This is a genomic window from Stenotrophomonas sp. VV52 (assembly GCF_002893095.1).
Taxonomy (GTDB): Bacteria; Pseudomonadota; Gammaproteobacteria; order Xanthomonadales; family Xanthomonadaceae; genus Stenotrophomonas; species Stenotrophomonas aracearum.
In genome coordinates this window covers 137,154-152,973 of sequence record NZ_PKQQ01000006.1, presented here as the reverse complement: position 1 = coordinate 152,973, position 15,820 = coordinate 137,154, and the positions used below count along the sequence as shown (strand labels likewise).

21 protein-coding genes are annotated in these 15,820 nt (G+C 67.2%); 15 read left to right on the top strand and 6 right to left on the bottom strand.

The features are described from left to right. Positions 1 to 71 precede the first annotated feature (71 nt). The 7 genes from C2U58_RS11795 (at position 72) to arsC (ending at position 5,347) form a co-directional block, all read left to right on the top strand. Positions 72 to 1,397, top strand: a complete 1,326-nt coding sequence (locus C2U58_RS11795) for an epoxide hydrolase family protein (protein ID WP_102946030.1) — start codon at positions 72 to 74, stop codon at positions 1,395 to 1,397. 46 nt (positions 1,398 to 1,443) lie between these two features. Beyond that, positions 1,444 to 2,484, top strand: coding sequence for an alpha/beta hydrolase (locus C2U58_RS11790; RefSeq protein ID WP_102946142.1), 1,041 nt, complete (start codon positions 1,444 to 1,446; stop codon positions 2,482 to 2,484). 15 nt (positions 2,485 to 2,499) lie between these two features. Next, positions 2,500 to 3,009: a cytochrome P460 family protein gene (locus tag C2U58_RS11785; protein WP_102946029.1), complete on the top strand. Its 510-nt coding sequence runs from the start codon at positions 2,500 to 2,502 to the stop codon at positions 3,007 to 3,009. 37 nt (positions 3,010 to 3,046) lie between these two features. Further along, positions 3,047 to 3,862 (top strand): alpha/beta hydrolase, encoded by an 816-nt coding sequence (locus C2U58_RS11780; protein WP_102946028.1) that lies wholly within the window; start codon positions 3,047 to 3,049, stop codon positions 3,860 to 3,862. Then, positions 3,859 to 4,695, top strand: coding sequence for an oxidoreductase (locus C2U58_RS11775; RefSeq protein ID WP_102946027.1), 837 nt, complete (start codon positions 3,859 to 3,861; stop codon positions 4,693 to 4,695). The genes C2U58_RS11780 and C2U58_RS11775 overlap by 4 nt, the downstream gene beginning before the upstream one ends. 18 nt (positions 4,696 to 4,713) lie before the next feature. Next, positions 4,714 to 4,860, top strand: coding sequence for a hypothetical protein (locus tag C2U58_RS20065; RefSeq protein WP_172448132.1), 147 nt, complete (start codon positions 4,714 to 4,716; stop codon positions 4,858 to 4,860). Positions 4,861 to 4,924: 64 nt separating this feature from the next. Further along, a complete protein-coding gene (gene arsC, locus C2U58_RS11770; protein ID WP_102946026.1) occupies positions 4,925 to 5,347 on the top strand; it encodes an arsenate reductase (glutaredoxin) in 423 nt (140 codons plus the stop codon). Here the strand turns inward: arsC and C2U58_RS11765 are convergent. Both C2U58_RS11765 and C2U58_RS11760 read right to left on the bottom strand, forming a co-directional pair. Then, entirely contained in the window at positions 5,313 to 5,708 is a 396-nt protein-coding gene (locus tag C2U58_RS11765; RefSeq protein ID WP_102946025.1) for a response regulator, read from the bottom strand. The two genes, arsC and C2U58_RS11765, sit on opposite strands and share 35 nt — an antisense overlap. A 101-nt stretch (positions 5,709 to 5,809) precedes the next feature. Further along, positions 5,810 to 6,499, bottom strand: coding sequence for a type 1 glutamine amidotransferase domain-containing protein (locus C2U58_RS11760; protein WP_102946024.1), 690 nt, complete (start codon positions 6,497 to 6,499; stop codon positions 5,810 to 5,812). A gap of 133 nt (positions 6,500 to 6,632) precedes the next feature. On the opposite strand from C2U58_RS11760, the gene C2U58_RS11755 reads away from it, so the two are divergent. Next, a complete protein-coding gene (locus C2U58_RS11755; RefSeq protein WP_253256722.1) occupies positions 6,633 to 7,772 on the top strand; it encodes a DUF1254 domain-containing protein in 1,140 nt (379 codons plus the stop codon). Between the two features lie 36 nt (positions 7,773 to 7,808). Beyond that, complete coding sequence (locus C2U58_RS11750) at positions 7,809 to 8,444, top strand: M23 family metallopeptidase (RefSeq protein WP_102946023.1); 636 nt, start codon at positions 7,809 to 7,811, stop codon at positions 8,442 to 8,444. Here C2U58_RS11750 and C2U58_RS11745 read toward each other — a convergent pair. The 4 genes from C2U58_RS11745 to C2U58_RS11730 all read right to left on the bottom strand — a co-directional run bounded on the left by C2U58_RS11745 (position 8,430) and on the right by C2U58_RS11730 (position 10,983). Next, positions 8,430 to 9,056 carry a DNA-3-methyladenine glycosylase gene (locus tag C2U58_RS11745; protein WP_102946140.1) on the bottom strand — a complete coding sequence of 209 codons (627 nt, stop codon included), beginning with the start codon at positions 9,054 to 9,056 and terminating at the stop codon, positions 8,430 to 8,432. The two genes, C2U58_RS11750 and C2U58_RS11745, sit on opposite strands and share 15 nt — an antisense overlap. 61 nt (positions 9,057 to 9,117) lie before the next feature. Further along, positions 9,118 to 10,005: an RNA polymerase sigma-70 factor gene (locus C2U58_RS11740; protein WP_102946022.1), complete on the bottom strand. Its 888-nt coding sequence runs from the start codon at positions 10,003 to 10,005 to the stop codon at positions 9,118 to 9,120. A gap of 79 nt (positions 10,006 to 10,084) precedes the next feature. After that, positions 10,085 to 10,492 (bottom strand): cupin domain-containing protein, encoded by a 408-nt coding sequence (locus C2U58_RS11735; RefSeq protein WP_102946021.1) that lies wholly within the window; start codon positions 10,490 to 10,492, stop codon positions 10,085 to 10,087. Positions 10,493 to 10,503: 11 nt separating this feature from the next. Further along, positions 10,504 to 10,983: a carboxymuconolactone decarboxylase family protein gene (locus C2U58_RS11730; RefSeq protein WP_102946020.1), complete on the bottom strand. Its 480-nt coding sequence runs from the start codon at positions 10,981 to 10,983 to the stop codon at positions 10,504 to 10,506. Positions 10,984 to 11,147: 164 nt separating this feature from the next. Between C2U58_RS11730 and C2U58_RS11725 the strand changes: the two genes are divergently transcribed. The 6 genes from C2U58_RS11725 to C2U58_RS11700 all read left to right on the top strand — a co-directional run bounded on the left by C2U58_RS11725 (position 11,148) and on the right by C2U58_RS11700 (position 15,670). Further along, positions 11,148 to 11,411 (top strand): transcriptional regulator, encoded by a 264-nt coding sequence (locus C2U58_RS11725; RefSeq protein ID WP_102946139.1) that lies wholly within the window; start codon positions 11,148 to 11,150, stop codon positions 11,409 to 11,411. Next, positions 11,402 to 12,436, top strand: coding sequence for a LysR family transcriptional regulator (locus tag C2U58_RS11720; RefSeq protein WP_102946019.1), 1,035 nt, complete (start codon positions 11,402 to 11,404; stop codon positions 12,434 to 12,436). The genes C2U58_RS11725 and C2U58_RS11720 overlap by 10 nt, the downstream gene beginning before the upstream one ends. 130 nt (positions 12,437 to 12,566) lie before the next feature. Then, positions 12,567 to 13,316, top strand: coding sequence for an SDR family oxidoreductase (locus C2U58_RS11715; RefSeq protein ID WP_102946018.1), 750 nt, complete (start codon positions 12,567 to 12,569; stop codon positions 13,314 to 13,316). A 6-nt stretch (positions 13,317 to 13,322) separates the two neighbouring features. Continuing rightward, a complete protein-coding gene (locus tag C2U58_RS11710) occupies positions 13,323 to 13,829 on the top strand; it encodes an Ohr family peroxiredoxin (RefSeq protein ID WP_102946017.1) in 507 nt (168 codons plus the stop codon). 30 nt (positions 13,830 to 13,859) lie between these two features. Then, the gene (locus tag C2U58_RS11705; RefSeq protein WP_102946016.1) at positions 13,860 to 14,867 is read left to right on the top strand and encodes a bestrophin family ion channel; all 1,008 of its coding nucleotides are present in this window, start codon (positions 13,860 to 13,862) and stop codon (positions 14,865 to 14,867) included. Positions 14,868 to 14,887: 20 nt separating this feature from the next. After that, a complete protein-coding gene (locus C2U58_RS11700) occupies positions 14,888 to 15,670 on the top strand; it encodes an NAD(P)H-binding protein (protein WP_102946015.1) in 783 nt (260 codons plus the stop codon). The last annotated feature ends 150 nt before the right edge of the window (positions 15,671 to 15,820 follow it).

Genomic DNA, 15,820 nt, shown 5'->3' with positions numbered 1-15,820 from the left:
TTCAAGTGTGCGCCGGCGCGGGGCCTGCTGATATGCACCCACTGCGACGCTTCCGTCGTGCGGAGCCCCCCATGTCCTCCACCGTCCTTTGTCCTCGCCGAACTACAGCCTGTCTTCGCCTGGTCGCCGTGCTGGGTTTCGCCGTCGCCTGCCCGCTGGCCCCGGCGCTTGCCGCGCCGGTCGCCCCCGCGCCGAGCTCGCCCGATACCAGCATTCGCCCCTATCACGTGCATGTTCCCGAGTCGGAGCTCGTCGAGCTGCGCAGGCGCATTGCGCAGACCCGCTGGCCCGACCGGGAAACCGTCGCCGACACCTCCCAGGGCGTGCAGTTGGCCGCCCTGCAGGAACTGCTGGGGTACTGGGGCAGCGGCTATGACTGGCGCCGGGTGGAGAAGCGGCTCAACAGCCTGCCGCAGTACATCACCACCATCGACGGGGTGGACATCCAGTTCATCCACGTCCGCTCGCGCGAGCCGCATGCGATGCCACTGGTGCTCACCCATGGCTGGCCGGGTTCGCCGCTGGAGTTCATCAACGCGATCGGGCCGCTGACCGATCCGGTAGCCCATGGCGGTCGCGCCGAAGACGCCTTCGACGTGGTGATTCCGGCCATTCCCGGCTACGGTTTTTCGGGCCGGCCAACGGCGCCGGGATGGAACCCGGATCGGGTGGCGCGGGCCTGGGACGTGCTGATGAAACGTCTGGGCTATACCCATTACGTGTCGCAGGGGGGCGACCACGGGTCGGTCATCTCCGATGCGCTGGCACGCCAGGCGCCGCAGGGTCTGCTGGGCATTCATCTGAACATGCCGGCCACGATTCCGGCCGAACTGGTGGAGGGCATCAATGCCGGGCATGCAGCGCCGCCCGGGCTGGGTGCAAGCGAGCGCGAGGCATACGACCAGCTGAGTACGTTCTTTGGCCGCAATGCCGCCTACGGCGCGATGATGGTGACCCGCCCGCAGACGGTGGGGTATGCGCTGACCGACTCACCGGCCGGCATGGCGGCGTGGCTTTACGAGAAGATTGCGGCCTGGACCGACAGCAACGGCCACCCCGAAGCCGTGCTCGGCCGCGACGCCATCCTCGACGACCTGACCCTGTACTGGGTCACCCGGACCGGCGCGTCTTCATCGCGCTTCTACTGGGAAAACAACAACAACAACTTCAGTGCCGCCGCACAGAAGACGGCCAGCATCCGCGTGCCGGTCGCGGTGACGGTCTTCCCCGGCGAGATTTACCGGGCCCCGGAAAGCTGGACGCGCCAGGCCTACCCCTCGCTTTACTACTTCCACCAAGCCGGTAAGGGCGGCCATTTCGCCGCATGGGAACAACCCCAGCTGTTTGCCGAAGAACTGCGCACCGCGTTCGCGCCGTTGCGCCATTCCGCGCCTTGATTCCGCACCACGGGCTTTCCTTCTGGAGACGATGATGAATACCTTGATGACTCGCGCAACCTTCGTGCCCCCCGCCTTCAACGTGCTGGGCGCTTCCCTGCTGGCGTGCCTGTTCCAGCTTGGCCTGGTCGGTAGCGCCGCTGCAGCGCCTTCGACCACTGCACCTGCCGCAGCGGCCACCCCGCAGGGTGCATTGGGTGCGCTCAAGCACGTGCGTGCTGGCGTGCTGGACGTGGCCTATGCCGAACTCGGGCCGGCAAAAGGGCCGGTGGTGATCCTGCTGCATGGCTGGCCCTACGACATCCACAGCTATGACGACGTGGCGCCGCTGCTGGCGGCAAAGGGCTACCGGGTGCTGGTTCCGTTCGCACGCGGCTACGGCGACACCCGCTTCCTCTCCAGCGGCACCCCGCGCAATGCCGAGCCCGCCGCGCTGGCCCAGGACGTGATCGACTTCATGGACGCGTTGGGCATCAAACGCGCCGGGCTTGCCGGGTTCGACTGGGGCGCGCGTTCTGCCAACATCGTCGCCGCGCTGTGGCCCGAGCGCGTGCGCTCGCTGGTGGCGGTGAGCGGCTACCTGATCAGCAGCCAGGCGGCAGGCAGTGCACCTTTGCCGCCGAAGGCCGAGCTGCAGTGGTGGTACCAGTTCTACTTCGCCACTGACCGCGGTCGCGACGGCTATGAGAAGAACCGCCACGACTTCGCTCGCCTGATCTGGCAGCTGGCCTCGCCGCAGTGGAAGTTCGACGACGCCACCTTCGCGCGCAGTGCCGCCGCACTGGACAATCCCGACCAGGTGGCCATTGCCATCCACAACTACCGGTGGCGCCTGGGTCTTGCCGAAGGCGAAGCGAAGTACGCGCCGCTCGAACAGCGCCTGGCCGGTCTTCCCAACATCGAGGTGCCGACCATCACCATGGAGGGCGACGCCAACGGCGCGCCGCACCCGACTGCCGAGAGCTATGCCAAACGCTTCACCGGCAAGTACGAGTACCGGCTGATCAGCGGCGGCATCGGCCACAACCTGCCGCAGGAGAGTCCGCAGGCGTTCGCGCAGGCGGTGATCGACGTCGACCGCCTGTAAGCAGCGGAGAAGCCGATGAGAATCCTCCGAATCCTTTTGTTCGTCCTGGTCTGCACACTGATCGTGTTCGGCACCATCTTCATCGCACGCGGCGCGCCCGCCACCAAACCGGCATCGCCCATCTACGGCGTGACCCTGCCGGACGACTACCGGCGCTGGCAGCTGGTGGGCGTGGCGCAGGAAGCCGCTCCGTTGAACGAGCTGCGCGCGGTGCTCGGCAACGACGTGGCCGTGCGCGCCTATCGGGCGGGCCGGTTGCCATTTCCCGACGGCACGGTGCTGGTGAAGCTCGCCTGGAAGGACGTGCCGTCGGGCGAGTTCGCCCCGGCCTCGGTTCCCGGCGCGGCCACCACCGTGCAGGTCATGGTGAAGGACTCGAAGAAGTACGCCGCGTCCGGCGGCTGGGGCTTTGGCCGCTTCATCGACGGGCAACCCGCCGACCGCGCCCAGCATGAAACCTGCCTGGCCTGCCATCAATCGCGGGTCAAGGACCACGACCTTGTGTTCACCCGGTGGGCGCAGTGACTGGCCCCGTTTTCCACTCTCGCTGAGGAATGCCCCCATGATCCTGCGCAATCGCCGCTCAATCTCCCTTGCCGGTACGCTGACGCTGCTGGCGTTGTCACTGGCCACGCCGCTGGCAGGCTTTGCTGCCCCTGCTTCGGCGGCCAAGCCCACGGTGGTGCTGGTCCACGGCGCCTTCGCCGACAGTTCCAGCTGGAATGGCGTCATCGACCGGCTGCACGCCGATGGCTACCGCGTGATAGCGGCGCCCAACGAACTTCGAAGCGTCCGTGCCGACGCGGCTGAGGTGAACAGCCTGCTGCGCAGCATCCCCGGCCCGGTGGTGCTGGTGGGGCATTCCTATGGCGGCCTGGTGATCAGCGCCGCGGCCGATGACGCGTCCAACGTCAAGGCGCTGGTGTTCGTCGCGGCCTTTGCACCGGCGGTGGGCGAAACCGCGGCGCAGCTTTCCGGCAGGTTCCCGGGCAGCAGCCTTGGCGCGACGCTGGCACCGCCGGTCGTGCTGGCCGATGGCGGCAAGGATCTCTACATCGAACAGGACAAGTTCCATGCGCAGTTCGCCGCAGATGTTCCCGCCGCGCAGGCACGCCTGATGGCGGCAGGCCAGCGCCCGATCACCGAGGCCGCATTGAACGAGGCCAGCCCGGCGTCGGCGTGGAAGACGCTGCCCAGCTGGTTCGTGTACGGCGATGCCGACCTGAACATTCCTGCCGCCGCGCAGGCGTTCATGGCCGAGCGCGCGCAGGCGCGCGAGACCGTGGTGGTCAAGGGTGGCTCGCACGTGGTCATGGTGTCCCATCCCGACACCGTGGCGGCGCTGATCGAGAAAGCAGCGCAGGGAGCACGCCCGTGACACAACGATGGCTCATCACTGGCGCATCGCGCGGCATCGGGCGCGCGCTGGCCGAGGCGGTACTCGAAGCGGGACATCAATTGGTCGCCACCGCCCGCGATCCGGCCCGTCTTGACGGCCTGGTGCAGCGCCACGGCAGTGCGGTACGAACGACTGCGTTGGACGTGACCGACCCTGGGCAGGCAGTTCACGCGGTGGCGTTGGCGCAGCAGGCCTTCGGCGGGCTGGACGTGCTGGTGAACAACGCCGGCTACGGCGATGTGAATTCCGTGGAAGACGCCAGCCTGGCGGAGATCCGGCAGCAGATCGAAACCAACCTGTTCGGCACCATCATCATGACCAAGGCGGTCATTCCGCTGATGCGCGGGCAGGGCAGTGGCCACATCATCCAGTTCTCCTCGGTCGGCGGCCGGATCGGCGCGCCCGGGCGTGCGGCGTACTCTGCCGCCAAGTGGGGCGTTGAAGGCTTCTCCGAGTCGTTGGCCAGGGAGATGGCGTTGATCGGCGTTCAGGTCACCGTCGTAGAGCCGGGTGGCTTCCGTACCGACTTCGCCGGCGCGTCCACCACCTTGCATGAGGGCCGGCGCGAGTACGACGCCGTTGTGGGCGCCACCGCACGGGCCCAGCGTGCCTATGACGGTCGCCAGCCCGGCGACCCGGCGCGGGCCGCCGCCGCGCTGCTCAAGCTTGCAGCACAGGAACGGCCGCCGCTGCGCCTGGCGCTGGGCAGCGACGCGCTGGAAATCATCGCCAACGCGGACCGCGACAGGCTGCTGGAGATGGAGCGGTGGCGGGAACTCAGCGTGTCGACGGACTACCCGCTGGCGAAATGACGCGTTCGACAAGTTCGCTTGAATTCCGCATCGGAGCATGCGGCGCTGCCTTTGTCCGGTATGTCCGCGTGGAAGTCGAATCGGGGCGAGTATGCGCTGGACGATCTCGGCATGGTGGACTGGTACGAGCACGCCAAGGCGAACGCGGCTTGGCCGCCGATGTGATGACAAACACGCCTGCAGGGTAAACTGATCCGATCCATGCCCCAGCACGTGTTGTAAAGGAAAAATGAACGCTGTCATTTACCACAACCCCAGGTGCGGTACTTCGCGCAACACGCTGGCGCTGATCCGGCATGCCGGCATTGAGCCGCAGGTGGTGGATTACCTGCGCACTCCGCCCACCCGGCAGAAGCTCGCGGAGCTGATAGCGGCGGCAGGTCTGCAGGTGCGCGATGCGATCCGCAGCAAGGAGGCGCCGTATGCGGCCCTTGGGCTGGCCGACGCGGCCTTGAGCGACGAAGCGCTGCTCGACGCAATGGTCGCCAACCCGATCCTGATCCAGCGGCCGCTGGTACAGACCGGGTTGGGTACCCGCCTGGCGCGGCCGTCGGAGGTGGTGCTGGAGATTCTTCCCGTGATCGCAACGCCATTCACCAAGGAAGATGGCGAAGTGGTCAAGCCGCAGGCGAAGCCAGATCCACGCCGCTGATGATCTGCTCGACGCGGAACAGCAGATCGTCGATGTTGAACGGCTTGCCGATGAACGGCACGTCCTGGTGCGCCTTTGGAATCGCCTGGAAGTAGATGGCTGACGCGAACAGATAGGGCGTTCCCTGCGCAGCGAGGCGGTCCGCTACGGGAAAAATCGCGCCGTCGCGTAGTTCAACATCGAGTACCGCAGCGTCGAAATGCTGGTAGGCCATGGCGGCAAATGCATCCGTCACCGAGTACGCGGGAACGGCGGTGTAACCGGCTGCGGTTAACACTTCGACGAAGAGTCGTGACAGTTCGATTTCATCCTCGACCACCAGCACGGTAGCGCCGGTGGGTGAAACGGCCAAGCTGTTCATGATCTCTGCGCGGAATGGAGGCAGTTTGAGTCTAGCCCGGCGCATGTCAACGTCGGGGCAAACGCTCTTGCCCCGACGTTCATTGAATGCGAAGGAACCCCTCAGTCGCGTGTTTCTGCGGTCTTTTTCAACAGCACGTTCGCTGCTTCCTCGGATGAGGCGGGGTTCTGACCGGTGATCAACAATCCATCGCTCACCACATGCGAGCCCCAGTCCGGGCCCTTGGAGTAGTCGCCACCGAGCGACTTCAGCGTGTCTTCCACCAGGAACGGCACCACGTCGGTCAGGCCGACGCCTGCTTCTTCTGAGTTGGTGAAGCCAGTGACCTTCCTGCCCTTCACCAGCGGGTTGCCATCGGTCGCTTTCACGTGGCGCAGTACGCCCGGCGCGTGACACACCAGGCCAACCGGCTTCCCGGCACCGATGAAGGATTCGATCAACGCAATGGAGTTCCTGTCTTCGGCCAGGTCCCACAACGGACCATGGCCGCCGGGGTAGAAGACCGTGTCGAAATCATCCTGCGAGACACTATCCAGGCGAACGGTGTTCGCCAGTTTGGCGGTCGCCTCTGCGTCGGCTTCAAAGCGGCGCGTCGACGCCGTCTGTGCGTCGGGTTCGTTGCTCTTGGGATCGAGCGGTGGCTGGCCGCCCTTGGGCGAAGCGAGGGTGATGTTGGCGCCCGCATCCAGGAAGGCGTAGTAGGGCGCGGCGAGTTCTTCAAGCCAGAAGCCGGTCTTCTTGCCGGTAGTGCCAAGCTCATCGTGGGACGTGAGGACGATCAGGACGTTCATGCAGTGTATTCCTGTGAAGTGGGGGGGGCAGCCTGGGTCGGGCGCGCAGTGTGGCCCAAGGGCAGTAAAAGTACGGTGTTGAAGGTGCAACGCCGTTGTTAGGCTGCGACCATCCCTCCATGGAGACGCCACCGTGCGCGTTACAGCCTCGCGGAACTCCCACGTTGTCCTGCTCTCAACTGCGTTGGCCCTCGCGGTATCGGTGGCTGCCTGCAAGCGCGAACCCGATCCCGTGGCGCCGGTGGCTGCCGAAGCTCCGGCGGACGCGTCGGCGCCTTCGACCGCTCCCGCCGCTGCGCCGGTCGAACGAGCCGCCCAGCCTGGCGGCGTGACGGTCACCGCCGATAATTTCGTGCGCGCCGAATCGGACCGCTACCTCGCGTCGGTGGTGAAGGACGGCGGGCTGGGAAAGCTGGTGCATCGACGCGAACCGGCGTCCATCGATAACCAGACCGTCGTTCGATTGAATCGTGACACGTTGTATTCCAGTGGTGTGTTCGATCTCGATGCGGGGCCGGTCACCATCACCCTGCCTGATGCCGGTGATCGGTTCATGTCCATGCAGGTCATCGACGAGGATCAATACACTACCCAGGTCAACTACAAGCCCGGCGCCTATACCTTGAGTCGCGGCAAGGACGGAACCCGCTACGTGATCGTGGCGCTGCGCACGCTGGTGGATCCCAACAATCCGGACGATGTGACCCAGGTGCACGCGCTGCAGGATGCGATCAAGGTACAGCAGGCTTCGCCGGGCAGCTTCGAGGTACCCCAGTGGGACGCGGCAAGCCGGGACACGGTGCGTAACGCGCTGCTGACGCTTGCCGAAACCCTGCCCGATACCCGGCACATGTTCGGTACCCGTGACACCGTCGATCCGGTCCGCCGGCTGATCGGTGCTGCGTCTGCATGGGGCGGCAATCCCGATGCCGATGCGATGTACCTCAACGTCACCCCGCCGAACAACGACGGCAAGACCGTGTACCGCCTGCACGTGGCCGATGTGCCGGTGGACGGCTTCTGGTCGGTGAGCCTGTACAACGCCAAGGGCTACTTCGAGAAGAATGCGCAGGACGCCTACACGCTCAACAACCTGACCGCGAAGAAGAATGCGGACGGCTCGGTCGACATCCAGTTCGGCGGCTGCGACGGACAGGTGCCCAACTGCCTGCCGACCATGGCCGGCTGGAATTACCTGGTGCGGCTGTATCGCCCACGAGCGGAGATCCTGGACGGACGCTGGACCTTCCCGGAGGCGGTGGCAGTGCAGTAAGCATGGTGTTTACGCGGGTTCTGCCATGCTGGAGGCATGAACCCGCCCACGCCACCCGATACCGACGATGCAGCAGTTCAAAAGCCGCGCCCGCGCTCGCGGGCTTACACCCTGCGTCGATGGCTGGCGTGGTTCGTGGTTCCCTGCCTGCTGGGCATCACCGTGCTGGCCTTCTGGAACAGCGAATGGTTGAGGGCCCCGCGCGCGATGTGGGACCTGTCCCGCATGCCGCCGCCGACATCGCTGCCGGTGCCGGTGGAAGGCGTGGCGGCGCGGCGCATCGCCGACACCTTCGGCGCGCCGCGTGGGCGCGATCGCACCCACGCCGGGGTGGACATATTCGCGAGACGCGGTACGCCGGTGCGCAGCGCGGGGCCCGGCGTGGTGGTGGCGGTGCGCGACAGTGGGCTGGGTGGGCGCCAGGTCTGGGTGGTGGGGCCCGCGCGTGAGCGTTACTACTACGCCCATCTGGAAGACTGGCGCGAAGGCCTCTCGGAAGGCGACGTACTCGCCGAGGGCGATGTACTGGGCTATGTGGGCGATAGCGGCAATGCGGCCGGTACCCCGCCGCACCTGCACTGGGGCATCTATGGCAGCAGTGGGGCGTACGATCCACTGCCGCTGCTGCGTGCGCACGTCACCGGCCAGCCGCGCGCCTCAACCCCGCGCTGACACCGGCCCGGACACATGCGCATGCCCGCGCACGTGCCAGCGCCACGGGAACTCCACCGCATGGCGGATGCCGATGCGTGGCCCCGCCACCGGATCCTCCGGTGGTGGCATGCCGTCGGAGACGATGCGGATGCCGCGATCGTTCTTCACCAGGTCGGCACCATCCAGCGCCTTGTCGATGCCCATCGCCTGCGACAGCCGCCCCGGACCGCTGGCCAGCTCGCGGTCGCGGCGGATCGCCGGGCGCGCTTCGCGGATGAGGTCCAGGCCCTGCACCGGTTCCAGCGCCCGCAACAGCACGCCCCAGCCTTGACCGACTTCACCACACACCGCGTTGCTGCCCCAGTGCATGCCATACGTGAAATACACATACAGGTGCCCGCACTCACCGAACATGCTGGCGGTGCGTGCGGTCATGCCACGGAACGAGTGCGCGGCCGGGTCCTGGTCGCCGGCATAAGCCTCCACTTCCACGATGCGCCCGGCACGACCGTCGTCGCGCACCAGCAGCTTGTTGAGCAGCTCCGGCGCCACCTCGGTCGGATGGCGCCGGTAGAAACGCCGCGGCAGCGTACGCCAGCGCGAAGGGGGCAGCAGAACGGAAGCGGGCATGTCAGGGTCCAGCGTGGTTGCCCCCAGCATGCACCGGCCGCCGTCGTCGCCGCATCAAGCCTCAGCGCAGCGACAGCGGCTGCTGCGCCAGGATTCGTGCCAGCTTGTTCGGGTTGCGCTGCACCAGGATCTGGGTGATGCGCTCGCCGTCGGTGTCGAACGACATCGCCGATTCCAGGTGGTCGCCGAAGTAACGCAGTAGCCCCATGCGGCCGTTGAAGAACGCCGGCACCATGCGCAGCTCGGCGCGCCGCCGCAGCGTGGGGGCGAACAGTAGCTGCGCGATGCGGGCGCCGCCCAGCATCGGTTTGGGGAAGCTGCTGACAATGCCGCCGCCGTCGCCGATCAACTGCGCCGAACTGTCCATCAGCGCCATCATCGACTTCAGGTCGGCCTTGTCCAGTGCGTCGGCGAAGGCCTGGAGCAACTGCTGGTGCGTACGGTGCGGCACCACATGCAGCGGCCGTTCCTCGCGCAGGCGAGCACGCGCACGATGCACGATCTGCCGGCAGGCCGCTTCGCTCTTGTCCAGGATGCCGGCGATTTCCGGGTAGTCGCGGTCGAACACATCGTGCAGCAGGAAGGCGGCGCGCGCTTCCGGTGCCAGCCGCTCCAGCACGGCCAGGAACGCAACCGAAAGATCGCTGGCCGCTTCGTGCAGGCGCTCGGGCGTGTCCGCGTCTTCGGTCGGGACCGGCTCGGGCAGCCAGATGCCCACGTACTGTTCGCGGCTGCGCCGGGCCAGGCGCAGCTCGTCGATGGCGATGCGGGTGGCGGTGGCGACCAGCCAGGCTTCGGCGTTCTCGATGGCTGCGCGGTCGGTGCCATTCCAGCGCAGCCATACCTCTTGGGCCACGTCTTCGGCCTCGGCCATCGAGCCCAGCATGCGGTAGGCCACGCCCAGTACGCGCGGGCGCAACGAGGTAAACAGGTCGGGGGAGGTATCCATCGCGGCATTCAACACGAGCAGAGGCCGCAGGAACAGTGCCGGGAGAGGAGCACCGTTCCTGCGGCGGGCAATGCCCCGCTCAATGCGGTGGCAATACGGCGGGTTTGTCCGCGTCCTTGAGCAGGAACACCACGAATCGCGCCGGTTTGGTGCTGCTCGCGTTGCGGCCCACGGTGTGCAGGTCTTCCGGACCTTCGTGGAAGGCCTCGCCGGGACCCAGCGTGACCTCGCGACCACCGGCCACGCCCATCACGATGTTGCCCTCCAGTACGTAGACGAACCCATGCGCATCGTGTCGATGTACCGGGTCGGCACCGCCCGGCGGGTACTCCACGGTGAGGATCAAGGCTTCCTTGCCCGGGTACTCGGGCAGGGCCTTGCTCATCACCGATGTCACCACCGGCTCGGGGGCGGCAGGGGCGGGTGCGGCCGCCATCGTGGCGGGGCTGGCGGCGGCCAGCAGCAGGGAGCACAGGATCAGGCGCATGGGTGTCTCCTTCAGTTGAGGTCGGCCTTGTCCAGGCCCCAGGCCTTGTCGCGCGAACCCGGTTCGCTGCGGAAGGCGATGTTGATGCGGTTCCAGGCATTGATGCCCATCACCGCATGGGTGAGATCCAGCACTTCCTGTTCGGAAAGCTGGCCACGCACGCGCTCGTAGAGTTCATCCGGCACGCCGTGCACGGGCAGCTGGGTGAGCACTTCGGTCCACGCGAGCGCGGCGCGTTCGCGCGGGCTGAACAGGGTGGATTCGCGCCACACTGCCAGGTGGTGCAGGCGCAGCGGACGCTCGCCGTGGATCGTGGCCTGCTTGACGTGCATGTCCACGCAGAACCCGCAGCCGTTGAGCTGGGACGCGCGGATCGCGATCAGGTCCTGGATCGGTTCTTCGATGGTGGTGGCATGCGCGGCCATGCTGTAGTCGAGCAGTTTCTTGAACAGGGCGGGCGCTTGCTTCTGGTAGTCGAGACGTTCGCTCATGGTCGTGGTCCTGGCAGTAGAGGGAGGCAGATCGGAGGCTGCAGGCTAGGCGCCGCGCCGCCGCCCCGGTAGCCGGCGCGGCGGACGCACCGTGTTGAGCGCAACGCACCAATCCCGGCGGGGTGGGGCTGTCACAGCGCAGTGCGCTGGTCCGTCTGACCGGTATGAGCACCCCGAACGCCATCGATGCCGCAGGCCCGCCGTGCCCCGCCGACCAGGTGTGGACGACGTTCCTGGTCGCGCTGGACGCCCTGCCGGCCGACGCGCGCCTGCTGCTGTTGCTGCACGACGTGGCCGGGGCATCCATCGAAGAGCTCATGCCCCTGCTTGGACTCTCTGCCGACGACTGCCGGCAGCGCCTGCAAGCCGCCCATGCCTGCCTGCGTGCCCACGCGCGCCTCCCCGGAGTGCCACCCGCATGTCCCTGACCGAACCGGGCACCGTCGAAGACGGTGTCGATCCGCTCACCACCGGCTTCTCGGCAAGCTATGCCGGGGTCATGGCCTTCATTGCGGTGGCCCACGAGGGCAGCTTCTCGCGCGCGGCAGATCGACTCGGCATCGGTCGCTCGGCGGTCAGCCGCAGCGTGCAGAAGCTGGAAGGGCAGCTGGGCGTGCGCCTGTTCCTGCGCACCACGCGGTCCACCTCGCTGACGCGCGAGGGCGAGCTGTTCCATGAAGGCTGTCGCCCCGGCGTGGACCGCATCCTGCAGGCGCTGGAGGAAATGCGCGACCTTCGCGACGGACCACCCCGCGGCCACCTGCGGGTCAGCGCCAACTACGGCTTTGGCCGCAAGGTGATCGCGCCGCTGCTCTCGGCGTTCCGTGCCCGTTTCCCGGACGTCACCCTGGAGCTGCAGCTGGAAGAGCGCGCGCTGGACCTGGCCGCCGACCGCATCGATGTGGCCTTCCGCGATGGCGTGCTGGAAGACAGCGAGGTGATCGCCAAGCATCTGATCCCAATGCAGCTTCTAGTCTGTGCCGCACCGGCGTACGTACAGCAGCATGGCCTGCCGAGCACCGTGGCCGAACTGTCCGCGCATGCCTGCATCAGCCAGCGCCAGCCGAACGGGCGCCTGCAGCCGTGGGAATTCCGCGTGGACGGCAAGCCGCTCAGCGTGGAACCGTCCTCGGCGCTTGTGTTCAACGACGCCGACCTGGCGCTGCAGGCGGTGCTGCAGGGCCAGGGGTTGGCGCAGCTGCCGAACTACCAGGTGCGTGCGGCGCTGGACGCCGGCCTGGCGGTGAGCTGCCTGGACCAATATGCGGCCGACGACCGTGGCCATTACCTGTGCTACCTGAGTCGGCGCCAGCTGCCCAAGCGGATCCGCGCCTTCATCGACTTCATCACCAGCGAAGTCCGCGCGCTCGACCTGGACGTAGTGACCCACTGGGAGAGCGTGCAGCAGGCCGGCGCCCCGGCGCGCGACATCGACGCCGGGGCCTGGCGGTGACCCCGATTGGTTCCCGGCAGGCAACAGTGCGCGTCCGTGCGCGGATCTACTGCCGCCCTGGCGGTCTGCCTAGCATCCCCACAAGCCCCGGTTCCAGCGGGGCGTCCCCTTCCAGCAGTGGAGCATCCCCATGAAGTTCCTGGTCATCGGCGGCACCGGCCGCATCGGCAGCAAAGTAGTCGACCGCCTGCGCGCGGCCGGGCACGAGATCGTCATCGCCGCGCCCTCCACCGGCATCGACATCATCAGCGGCGAGGGCCTGGACGCGGCCATGGTCGGCACCGACGTGGTCATCGACCTGGCCAACTCGCCGTCGTTCGAGGACGCGGCCGTGCTGGCGTTCTTCCAGACCGCCGGACGCAACATCCTCGCGGCCGAAAAGGCGGCGGGTGTGCGTCACCACGTGGCGCTGTCGGTGGTGGGTACCGACAAGCTGGCGGCCAGCGGCTACTTCCGCGGCAAGATCGCGCAGGAAGCGCTGATCCGCGACGCGGGCATCGCCTACACCATCATCCATTCCACCCAGTTCTTCGAGTTCCTGCCGGGCATCATCCAGTCCGCCGGTGAGTCATTGCGGCTGCCCACCGCACTGGTGCAGCCGATCTCCGCCGACGACGTGGCCGATGCGGTGGTGAAGGTGGCGCTGCAGCCCGCAATCAATGGCGTGGTGGAAATCGCCGGCCCCGAGCGCGCGCCGATGGACGAACTGGCGCAGCGCTTCATGGACCGCACCGGCGACCCGCGCCGCGTGGTCGGCGACGCGCAGGCGCCGTACTTCGGTGCGCAGCTGCAGGACGACACCCTGGTACCTGCCGGACAGGCATGGCTGGGCCGCCAGGGCTTCGACGGCTGGCTGCAGCAGTCCGGACTGGTGCGCTGACCTGCCATGTCCGACCTGAAGCCGCCGTCGCCTGCCGTACTCGACAAATACCGTGGCGATGAAGTGCGTCCGCTCTATACCGGGCGGGTGCGGGTCCAGGGCGGTGTCACCGGCCATGGTCGTGCCTCCGGCGTGGTGGTGTCCGACGACGGCGCGCTGGAGCTCGATCTGCGCCTGCCGCCCTCGCTGGGTGGTCCCGGCGGCGGCAGCAACCCGGAGCAGCTGCTGGCCGCCGGTTACGCCGCCTGTTTCCACGGTGCGATGAACCTGCTGGCCAGCCGCGCCGGACTGGTGCTGGTGGATGCCTGCATCGAGGTGGCGGTGACCTTCTCGCGCGATCCGATCGACGGGCTGTACCTGCTGTCGGCCGAGGTGGAGGCCTACCTTCCCGGGCTGGAGAGCAGCGTGGCTGCCGAGCTGGTCCGCAACACCGAACGCGTCTGCCCCTACGCAAAGATGTTCCGCAACGGCATCACCCACGTGGTGAGCGTGGTGCCCACCGCAGCGCCCTGAGCGGCGCTTACCCTGCCGGAGACAACGATCATGCACGCTGGTCGCTCTTACACTTTCACCGAATTCCTGGTCTGGACGCGTCGTCCGCTGTACCTGCTGATCCTGTGGAACGTCGCCCTGGTGGCGCTGTACCAGCTGGGCGGCCTGCATTGGCTGACGGTGCCGTGGAACGTGATCTTCATGCTCGGCACCAGCGTGGCGCTGATCGCCGGCTTCAAGAACACCCAGACCTACAACCGGTTGTGGGAAGCGCAGCAGGTGTGGGCGTCGATCACCGCGGCCAGCCGTTTGTGGGGCACCATGAGCCGCGACTACGTGAGCCACCCCGAACATACCCGGCGGCTGGTGTACCGGCACCTGGCCTGGCTGACCGCGTTGCGCTACCAGATGCGCGAGAGCAAGCCGTGGGAAACCCAGAAGCTGACGCCGAATGTGGAGTACCGCAAGCACTATGACGTGCCGGAGAAGGTGCGTACGTTGGATGCCGAACTTACCAAGTACGTGACCCCGGACGAGCGCTCGCGCATCCTGGGTGCGACCAGCAGGGCCACCGAAGTGCTGTCGCTGCAGGGCGCCGCGCTGCGCCAGCTGCTCGACGACGGACAGATTCCGCAGGCCAGCTTCGCCGAGCTGCAGCGCGTGCTGCGCGACCTGCATGACCAGCAATCGCGCAGCGAGCGCATCAAGAACTACCCGTACCCACGCCAGTACGCGGTGATCAACGTGATCTTCGTGCGCATCCTGTGCCTGCTGCTGCCGCTGGGCATGATCGACCTGCTGGCGCCGATGAACGACACCGTGGGCGGTGCGATGGCCGGGCACATGGTGTGGCTGGCGATCCCGCTGGGCGTGCTGGTGTCGTGGATGTACGCCGCGCTGGACCAGGTCGGTGAGAGCAGCGCCAACCCGTTCGAAGGCGGTGCCAACGACATTCCGATCTCGCAGCTGTGCGGCACGGTCGAGAGCGACCTTCGCCAGATGCTGGATGAGCGCGATGTGCCGATCCAGCAGGCGCCTGCCAGCCCCATCGTGATGTAACACCTACAAGGACCTCACACATGAAGATCGTCGTCATCGGAGGCCACGGGCTGATCGGCAGTCGGGTGGTGGAGCATCTGGCTGCGCACGGGCACGAAGCGGTACCGGCGTCGCGCCGCACCGGCGCGGACGTGCTGACCGGCCAGGGCCTGACCGCCGCACTGCAGGGCGCACAGGTGGTGGTGGATGCCGCCAACGCGCCGATCTTCGACGACCCGCAGGTCGGCGACTTCTTCCAGCGGGCCACCACACAGTTGCTGGCCGCCTGCGAACGCGCCGGCGTGGAGCATCTGGTCGGCCTTTCCATCGTGGGGACGCCGTACCTGCAGGACAGCCCCTACTTCCGCGCCAAGGCGGTGCAGGAAGGCCTGATCCGCCAATCCGGCCTGCGCTCCACGCTGGTGCGCGCGACCCAGTGCCACGAGTTCATGGCACAGCTGGTGGCACCGCTGGCCCAACGCCAGCCGCTGCACCTGTCGCCCGCCAAGGTCCAGCCGGTGGCCGCCGATGATCTGGCCGCACTGGTCGCGCAGGTCGCGATGACCGCGCCGACCCGGCGCATGGTGCAGATCGCCGGCCCCGAGTGCCACCGCCTGTTCGAGCTGGTGGAGCGGGTGATGTACTTCAACCAGGACGACCGCCCGGTCGTGGAAGACCCGGATGCGCGCTACTACGGCGCCCGGCTGAAGGACACCACCCTCACCCCCGAACCCGGCGCGCTGCTGGGCAGTACCCGCTTCGCCGACTGGCTGGACAGCCACACGCGCGGTCCGTTACCCCTCGTCCACCTCCCAAAGCCGTAGTGCCCGCCGCCGGCCGGCTCCAAGAGATGCAGAACGCAGGCAACGCGTCATCTTCCCGTCGTCTACGCACGGTACAACGGCTGCGTAGTTTGACGGCGCTCAAGGTTCTGAGGACACACCTCTAAAGTTGCTCCAGTCGCGGCCGATACC